The sequence below is a fragment of the Micrococcus sp. Mcc89 genome (assembly GCF_024519795.1).
Classification (GTDB): domain Bacteria; phylum Actinomycetota; class Actinomycetes; order Actinomycetales; family Micrococcaceae; genus Micrococcus; species Micrococcus luteus.
In genome coordinates this window covers 1-8,125 of record NZ_JALJRI010000073.1, presented here as the reverse complement: position 1 = coordinate 8,125, position 8,125 = coordinate 1, and the positions used below count along the sequence as shown (strand labels likewise).

Sequence of the window (8,125 nt, the reverse complement as noted above, 5' to 3'; positions counted from 1 at the left end):
GACCTGCCATTCTCGGCATGAATCCGCGGATTCTGTGTTCTTCACCCCGCCTCCCTGTCACCCGGTCGGCGTCTTGAGCACGAGATGGAACTCTACACACGAATCCCACCGAACACAAAATCAGGGGTGACACCCGGCGTCCGGGCACGAGGGAGGGCCCCGTTCTCCGCAGAATCCTGCGGAGAACGGGGCCCTGTGCTCATCCCGTGGGCGGTTCCTCCGCCGTCGCCGCCCGTCGTGTCCTCGGTCACTTCTGGCGACCCGGTGGACACCGGTGGTCTGCGGCCGTGGTCAGGCCTCCCCCAGGTCCGCACCCGCCATGTTCTTCTTGCCCCGGCGCACCAGCAGGTGCCGGCCGGCGAAGGCGTCGTCTCGGGTGAACACCTGGTCGGCATCCGTCACCCGCACGTTGTTCACCGAGGCGCCGCCGTCGCGCACCGTCCGACGCGCCTCGGAGCGCGAGGCGACCAGCCCGGTGGAGACCAGCAGCTCGACCGCGGTCACGGTGCCCGGCTCCCCCTCCCACTGGGTCCGGTCGGCCTGCGGCAGCTCGGCCAGCACGGCGGTCAGCGTGTCCGGGTCCACCGTGGTGAGGTCGCCGCCTCCGAACACCGCCTGGGAGGCCTCGATGACCTTCGTCGTCGTCTCCTCTCCGTGGGCCAGCGCCGTGACCTCCCACGCCAGGCGCCTCTGGGCTTCCCGGCGGAACGGCTCGTCGGCCACCTTCTGCGCGTACTCCTCGATCTCCGCGCGGGTCAGGAACGTGAAGACCTTGAGTCGGTCGACGACGTCCGCGTCCGCCGTGTTGAGCCAGAACTGGTAGAAGGCGTACGGGGAGCACATCTCCGCGTCGAGCCAGACGGCGTTGCCCTCGGACTTGCCGAACTTGGTGCCGTCCGCGTTCGTGATCAGCGGCGTGCCCAGCGCATGGGCGTGGGTCCCCTCCACCTTGCGGATCAGCTCGGTGCCGGCGGTGAGGTTGCCCCACTGGTCGGAGCCGCCGGTCTGGAGGGTCACGCCGTGCCGGCGGTGCAGCTCGAGGAAGTCGTTGCCCTGCAGCACCTGGTAGGAGAACTCCGTGTAGGAGATGCCCTCATCAGAGTTCAGGCGCTTGGCCACGATCTCCTTCTTCACCATCGTGCCGACGCGGAAGTTCTTGCCGACGTCCCGCAGGAAGTCCAGCGCGCTCATGCCCGCGGTCCAGTCCAGGTTGTTGACCATGGTCGCCGCGTTCTCCCCCTCGAAGGAGAGGTACGGCTCGATCTGCGCGCGCAGCGACTCCACCCACGCCGCCACGGTCTCCTGCGAGTTCAGGACGCGCTCCGAGGTCTGCCGCGGGTCGCCGATGAGGCCGGTGGCGCCGCCCACGAGGGCATACGGGCGGTGGCCGGCGAGCTGCAGGCGGCGCAGGGTGAGCAGCTGGACCAGGTGTCCCAGGTGGAGAGACGGAGCGGTCGGGTCGAAGCCGCAGTAATACGAGACGGGCTCCCCGGCCAGCGCCTGTTCCAGCGCGGCCTCGTCCGTCGAGACGTGCACGAGCCCGCGCCAGCGCAGCTCCTGCCAGACGTTCTCGAAGCTCGGGTCGTTCGCCTGTGCGCGCAGTCGGGCCGCGCGCTCCTCGTTCTGGGGTGCCATAGCCCCCAGCCTAGCGACGCGCCCGCGCGCCTCCGCGACGCCGCGCACGTGCGACGTCGCCCGCGGGGCTCACTCCGGGACGTCCGCCAGCCCGGCCGGCAGCGCGGCCGCGTCCGTCCCGGCGACGACGGACAACGACTGGGTGGCGCGGGTCATCGCCACGTACAGATCGCCCACCACGCCGCGCGCGTCGGCCACGATCCGCTCGGGCGAGACGAGGACGACGGTGTCGAACTCCAGTCCCTTGGTCTCCCACGGGGTGGCGACGACGATCTCGACGCCGGGCAGCGGCGCGGTGTCCACGGCCGCCTCCCCCCACCGCTCCCGGAGGACCGTGAGCAGCTCCCCCGTCCGCCCGGCGGGGGCGATCACGGCGGTCAGGGCCTCGGGCACGCGGTCCCGCTCGACCTCGACCGCGTCGAGGGCCAGGGCCGCGACGTCCCCGCCCGGCTCCGTCACCAGGCGCGGGCGGTGGTCGCCCTCGCGCACGGCGCGCGGATGGGAGACCTCGAGCCCGGCCGCCCGTGCGACCTGCGCGGCCCAGCGCATCACGCGCGCGGGCGAGCGGTAGTTCACGGTCAGCTCTTCCAGGCGCCAGCGGTCCCCGAACTCCGGGGCGAGGACGGACGCCCACGAGCCGGCCGCGTCACGACGGGAGGACTGCGCGATGTCCCCCACGATGGTGAACGACTTCATCGGGCAGCGGCGCGCCAGCAGGCGCCACTGCATCGGAGAGAGCTCCTGAGCCTCGTCCACCACCACGTGCCCGTACGTCCAGGTGCGGTCGTGGGCCGCGGTCTCAGCGGTGGTCCGTCGCACCCCGCGTGCCTCATTGGCCGCGGCCAGCTGCTCGGCGTCCACGACGCCGTCGACGCCCAGGTCCGCGAGCGTCTGGTGCATGTTCTCCAGGGACGCCCTGGCGTTCTCGAGGTTGCGCTCGTGCTGGGCCGCGAACTCACCGCCCCGGCCCGGGGTCTCGAGGCGTCCGAGCAGCTCGGCCGCCTCGTCCAGCAGGGGCACGTCGGCCTCGGTCCAGGGGGCGTCGGCCGGCCGCAGGAGCGTGCCGACCTCGGCGTCGGAGAGCCACGGGGCGGCCGCCCGGAGCAGGTCCTCCCGGGTGAGGAGGTCGCCGATCAGCTTCTCCGGCGTCAGCGGCATCCAGCAGAGGTTGAGCGCGATGCGCACGTCGCGCGAGGTGCGCACGTCCTCCAGCAGGAGGTCACGCTGCACCGGGGTGCCCGAGGACTTCTCCAGCTTCTTGCGCAGCTTCTCCGCGAGCTCGCGGACGAGGATCTTCACGAACGTCACCCGGGCCTCGTTGTGGGGCTTGCGGGTGGCCCGCGCCTTGTCCCGGGCGCGCCGGACCATGGCCGGCTTGAGCTTGACGGCCGTGCCGTCGATCATCAGGCGCCGCGGCTCGACGAGCAGGCGCTGGCGCTGCGCGACCGCGTGGGCGACGGCGTCCACCATGTCCAGCCGGCCCTTCACCGCCGCCGCGTCGAGGTCCCGCTCCGGGACGGCCCGCACACCCGGCATCAGCGTCCCCAGCGAGGACATCACGACACCGGTCTCGCCCAGCGAGGGCAGCACCCGCTCGATGTACCGCATGAACGCGGTCGACGGGCCGACGATCAGCACGCCCGAGCGCGCGAGGCGCTCCCGGTGGGTGTACAGCAGGTAGGCGGCGCGGTGCAGGGCGACGGCGGTCTTCCCCGTGCCGGGCCCGCCCTGCACCACGACCGCCCCGGGCAGGGGCGCGCGGATCACCTCGTCCTGCTCCGCCTGGATCGTGGCGACGATGTCCCCCATCCGTCCCGTGCGTCGGGCGGTGACGGCGGCCAGCAGCGCACCCTGGGCATCGGCGCGCACGCCGTCCTCGCCCAGCAGCGTCGGGTCCAGGATGTCGTCCTCGAGGTCGCGCACCTCGCGCCCCCGCAGCATCAGGTGACGACGACGGCGCACGCGGCCCCGGTGGGCCGCCGTCGCCTGGTAGAAGGCGCCGGCCTCGGCCGCGCGCCAGTCGACGAGGAGGCGCTCGTGGTCCTCGGTGGTGAGGCCGATGCGCCCGATGTACCGCTGCTCGTCGGCCCCACCCTCCCGCTCGGCGTCGAGGTCGAGCCGGCCGAAGACGAGGCGGTCGTCCACGGCGTAGAGCTGGGCGAGTCGGTCCTCGTAGAGGCTGGCGAAGGCGTCGCGCTCGGAGTGGTTCTGCAGCGACCCCTGCGGGCCGGTCCGGCGCACGGCCGCGAGCTGGCGCTCCTTCTCCTCACGCAGGGCGTCGAGGCGGGCGTACCGCTCGGCGACCCGACCCCGCTCGAGGTCGAGCTCGGACTGGCGGACGGACACGGTATCGGTCATCGGGGGCCCTCGCGGTGCGGTGAGGGGCGGACCACGCTGCGGCCCGCCCGGCGGAAAAGTGACCACCCATGCTACGCCGACCGCGGTGAACGGCGGGTGACGCGGCGGTGCCCTGGGGGCGCCGCCGCGTCCGGCCCGGTCGGCGCCGCCTCGGCCGGGCGACCGCGTCAGCGGGCGTCGACGACGGAGCCCGGCGTGTCGGCCCAGCGGCGCAGCGGCGCCAGGGCGTCCTCGAGCGCCCCGATCTGCGCCGCGACGGCCGTCGGCGCGGTCCCGCCCTGGGCGTCGCGAGAGGCGAGCGAGCCCTCCGTGCTGAGCACCTCGCGGACCTGCGGGGTCAGCGCCGGCGAGATGGCCGCGTACTCGTCGTCCGTGAGGTCCCACAGCTCCACGCCCCGGGCCTCGGCCGCCTTCACGGCCTCGCCCGACAGCTCGTGGGCCTCGCGGAACGGGACCCCCTGGCGGACGAGCCACTCGGCGACGTCGGTGGCCAGCGCGAAGCCCTGCGGGGCCAGCTCCGCCATGCGCTCCGTCTGGAACTCGAGGGTGGCGATCATCCCGGAGACGGCGGGCAGCAGCAGCTCGAGGGTGTCCGCGGCGTCGAAGACGGGCTCCTTGTCCTCCTGCAGGTCGCGGTTGTAGGCCAGCGGCATGCCCTTGAGCGTGGCCAGCAGCCCCGTGAGGTCGCCGATGAGGCGGCCGGACTTGCCGCGGGCCAGCTCGGCGACGTCCGGGTTCTTCTTCTGCGGCATGATCGAGGACCCCGTGGAGTACGCGTCGTGCAGCGTCACGAAGCCCGCCTCCTTGGTGGCCCAGAAGATGACCTCCTCCGAGATGCGGGACAGGTCGACGCCGACCATCGCGGCGACCCACGCGAACTCCGCGTACACGTCGCGGGCGGCGGTGCCGTCGATCGAGTTCCACACGGCCGACTCGAAGCCGAGCTCGGTGGCCACGGCGTTCGGGTCCAGACCCAGGGAGGAGCCGGCCAGGGCCCCGGAGCCGTACGGCGAGACGGCCGCGCGCGCGTCCCAGTCCACGAGCCGCTGCAGGTCCCGCGCGAACGCCCAGGCGTGCGCGAGCAGGTGGTGCGAGAGCAGGACGGGCTGCGCGTGCTGCAGGTGGGTGCGGCCCGGCATCGGCGCGTACGGGTGCGCCCGCGCCTGATCGAGCAGCGCGTCCACCGTGGCGATCACGCCCCGCGCGATGATGCGGGCGTGGTCGCGCAGGAACATCCGGCCGAGGGTGGCGACCTGGTCGTTGCGGGATCGGCCGGCCCGCAGGCGGCCGCCGAGCTCGGGACCGGCCCGCTCGATGAGGCCGCGCTCGAGCGAGCCGTGCACGTCCTCATCGGACGCCGCCGGGGTGTAGGCACCGGAACGCACGTCCGCCTCGAGCCGGTCGAGGGCCGCGATCATCCCGTCCAGGTCGTCCGCACTGAGCAGACCGGCGGTGTGCAGCACCCGGGCGTGGGCACGGGAGCCGGCGATGTCATAGGGCGCCAGGCGCCAGTCGAAGTGCGTGGACTTGCTGAGCGCGGCGAGCGCCTCGGAAGGGCCGCCGGCGAAGCGGCCGCCCCACAGGGCGCCCTCGTTGGTCCCGTGGCGGGCGTCGGTGTTCTCGGTCATCGAAGGTCTCCTCGAGGTCGGTGACAGGCCGACGGCGGCCGGCCCGGGCGCGGGCGGGCCGCCGTCGTGCGCGGGGCGTGCGGGGTCAGTCGTTGGACAGGCGGGCGACGTCCTGGAGGTCGTCGCCGCCGCGCAGGCGCTGCTCGCGCTCCGAGGCCGTCTTCGCGGACAGGCCGAAGATGTCGATGAACCCGCGGGCCGAGGACTGGTCGAACGAGTCGCCCTCGTCGTACGTGGCGAGGTTGAAGTCGTACAGGCCGGTCTCGGACCGGCGACCCTGCACCGTGGCACGGCCGCCGTGGAGCTCCAGGCGGATCTCACCGTTGACGTGCTCCTGGGTCGCGTCGATGAACGTGTCCAGGTTCCGCTTCAGCGGGGAGTACCACTGGCCGTCGTAGACCAGCTCGGTCCAACGCTGGTCCACATGCTTCTTGAAGCGCGCCTGTTCCCGCTCCAGGGTGACGTTCTCGAGCTCACGGTGGGCCGCGATCAGCGCCATGGCGCCCGGTGCCTCGTAGATCTCACGGGACTTGATGCCCACGAGGCGGTCCTCGACGATGTCGATCCGGCCCACGCCCTGGGCACCGGCCCGGCGGTTGAGCTCCTCGATGATCTCCAGCGGGCTCAGCGCGCGACCGTCGAGGGCCGTGGGGACGCCGCGCTCGAAGGCGATCGTGACCACGTCCGGCGCCGGCGGGAAGGCGGGGTCGTCCGTGTAGTCGTAGACGTCCTTCGTGGGGCCGTTCCAGATGTCCTCGAGGAAGCCGGTCTCGACGGCGCGGCCCCACACGTTCTGGTCGATCGAGAACGGGTTCTTCTTGGTGGTGACGATCGGCAGGTCGTTGCGCTCGGCGTACTCGATGGCCTTCTCACGGGTCAGGGCGAGGTCGCGCACCGGCGCGATGCACTTCAGGTCGGGGCCGAGGGTCTGGATGGAGACCTCGAAGCGGACCTGGTCGTTGCCCTTGCCGGTGCAGCCGTGCGCCACCGTCGAGGCGCCGAACTGGCGGGCCGCCGCGACCAGGTGGCGGGAGATCACCGGGCGCGAGATCGCGGAGACCAGCGGGTAGGCGTCCATGTAGAGGGCGTTGGCCTTGAGCGTGGGCATGCAGTACTGCTCGGCGAACTCGTCACGCGCGTCGGCGACGTAGGCCTCGACGGCGCCGCAGTCCAGGGCGCGCTGGCGGATCGTCTCGAGGGACTCGCCCCCCTGGCCCACGTCGACCGCGACGGCGACGACCTCGGCGCCCGTGGCCTCGGCGATCCAGCCGATGGCCACGGAGGTGTCCAGGCCGCCCGAGTAGGCAAGGATGATGCGTTCCTTCACGTTTTCTCCTCTTTATATAGGGGGGTCTCCGAGCGCGGCACGTGGCCGTCGGAGGCGTGCTCGGCGACGATCCTACCCGGGTCTTGAATAAATATGCAACTGACGGAATATCAGCTCCTGATGGATCCTGCGCAGCCCCTCTGCGCCCACCGCGGCGGCCACCCGCAACCATGGCCCCGCGCTCGAAGTTCGGGTCGAACGCGACGCCGGTCACGGCTTCGACCGTCGATCGTGACCTTCGCCCACGCCCCTGTGACGGAGGTTGTCCACACTGTCCAATCAGACGCCCTAAGATCCAATGCGGGCAGTGGCGTGCATTTCGTCCACGTACTCCCGCCTCAGGGAGCGATTCGTCACCTGATCTCAAATGTGAGACGGACGGGCAAGAATTCGTCGACCCATGATTTGACGCGAGGGGGGCTCCCGTCGTTGACTCTTCCGTAGCCGATTCGTGATCGAACCGTGATCTGACCGAGAGGTCGGGGACGGGGAGGCCACGACATCGAACCCCCTCCGACGGTCGCCCGCTGCTGGGTCGTCTCGAACCGACGGAGGGCATGACCCGACCAAGGAGAAGGACGACCCCGGTGTGCCTCGGCCACCGATCAGCGAGGACTCGCCATGGACACCATGACTCTCTTCACCACTTCCGCCACCCGCTCCCGCCGTGCCACCGCCTCGATCGTTGCGGGCATGACCCTCGCCGGCGCCGCCGCCGTGGGCTTCTCCGCCCTGGCCCAGGCCGCCACCGTGGACACCTGGGACCGCCTCGCCGAGTGCGAGTCCAACGGCACCTGGGACATCAACACCGGCAACGGCTTCTACGGCGGCGTGCAGTTCACCCTGTCCTCCTGGCAGGCCGTCGGCGGCGAGGGCTACCCGCACCAGGCCTCCAAGGCCGAGCAGATCAAGCGCGCCGAGATCCTCCAGGACCTGCAGGGCTGGGGCGCCTGGCCGCTGTGCTCGCAGAAGCTGGGCCTGACCCAGGCTGACGCGGACGCCGGTGACGTGGACGCCGGTGACGTGGACGCCACCGAGGCCGCCCCGGTCGCCGTGGAGCGCACCGCCACCGTGCAGCGCCAGTCCGCCGCCGACGAGGCTGCTGCTGAGCAGGCCGCTGCTGAGCAGGCTGCTGCCGACCAGGCCGCCGCCGAGCGCTGGGCCGCCGAGCAGGCTG

At 72.1% G+C, this 8,125-nt stretch carries 5 protein-coding genes; 1 reads left to right on the top strand and 4 read right to left on the bottom strand.

Annotated elements, in window-relative coordinates:
• Window positions 1–291: 291 nt before the first annotated feature.
• The 4 genes from tyrS to NR072_RS07650 form a co-directional block, all read right to left on the bottom strand.
• The gene (gene tyrS / locus NR072_RS07665) at window positions 292–1,635 is read right to left on the bottom strand and encodes a tyrosine--tRNA ligase (RefSeq protein ID WP_070708495.1); all 1,344 of its coding nucleotides are present in this window, start codon (window positions 1,633–1,635) and stop codon (window positions 292–294) included.
• 69 nt (window positions 1,636–1,704) lie between these two features.
• Window positions 1,705–3,993: a UvrD-helicase domain-containing protein gene (locus NR072_RS07660; RefSeq protein ID WP_041104703.1), complete on the bottom strand. Its 2,289-nt coding sequence runs from the start codon at window positions 3,991–3,993 to the stop codon at window positions 1,705–1,707.
• Window positions 3,994–4,160: 167 nt separating this feature from the next.
• Window positions 4,161–5,621, bottom strand: a complete 1,461-nt coding sequence (argH, locus tag NR072_RS07655; RefSeq protein ID WP_044659914.1) for an argininosuccinate lyase — start codon at window positions 5,619–5,621, stop codon at window positions 4,161–4,163.
• Window positions 5,622–5,706: 85 nt separating this feature from the next.
• Window positions 5,707–6,948 (bottom strand): argininosuccinate synthase, encoded by a 1,242-nt coding sequence (locus tag NR072_RS07650; protein ID WP_041104698.1) that lies wholly within the window; start codon window positions 6,946–6,948, stop codon window positions 5,707–5,709.
• A gap of 621 nt (window positions 6,949–7,569) precedes the next feature.
• Between NR072_RS07650 and rpf the strand changes: the two genes are divergently transcribed.
• Window positions 7,570–8,125, top strand: a 556-nt coding sequence (gene rpf, locus NR072_RS07645; RefSeq protein ID WP_256836726.1) for a resuscitation-promoting factor Rpf, incomplete at its 3' end; no start/stop codon positions are given.

Bases quoted from the DNA above. Each gene is read 5' to 3' on its own strand.
- tyrS (WP_070708495.1), bottom strand. From the start codon at position 1,635: ATGGCACCCCAGAACGAGGAGCGCGCGGCCCGACTGCGCGCACAGGCG.
- NR072_RS07660 (WP_041104703.1), bottom strand. From the start codon at position 3,993: ATGACCGATACCGTGTCCGTCCGCCAGTCCGAGCTCGACCTCGAGCGG.
- argH (WP_044659914.1), bottom strand. From the start codon at position 5,621: ATGACCGAGAACACCGACGCCCGCCACGGGACCAACGAGGGCGCCCTG.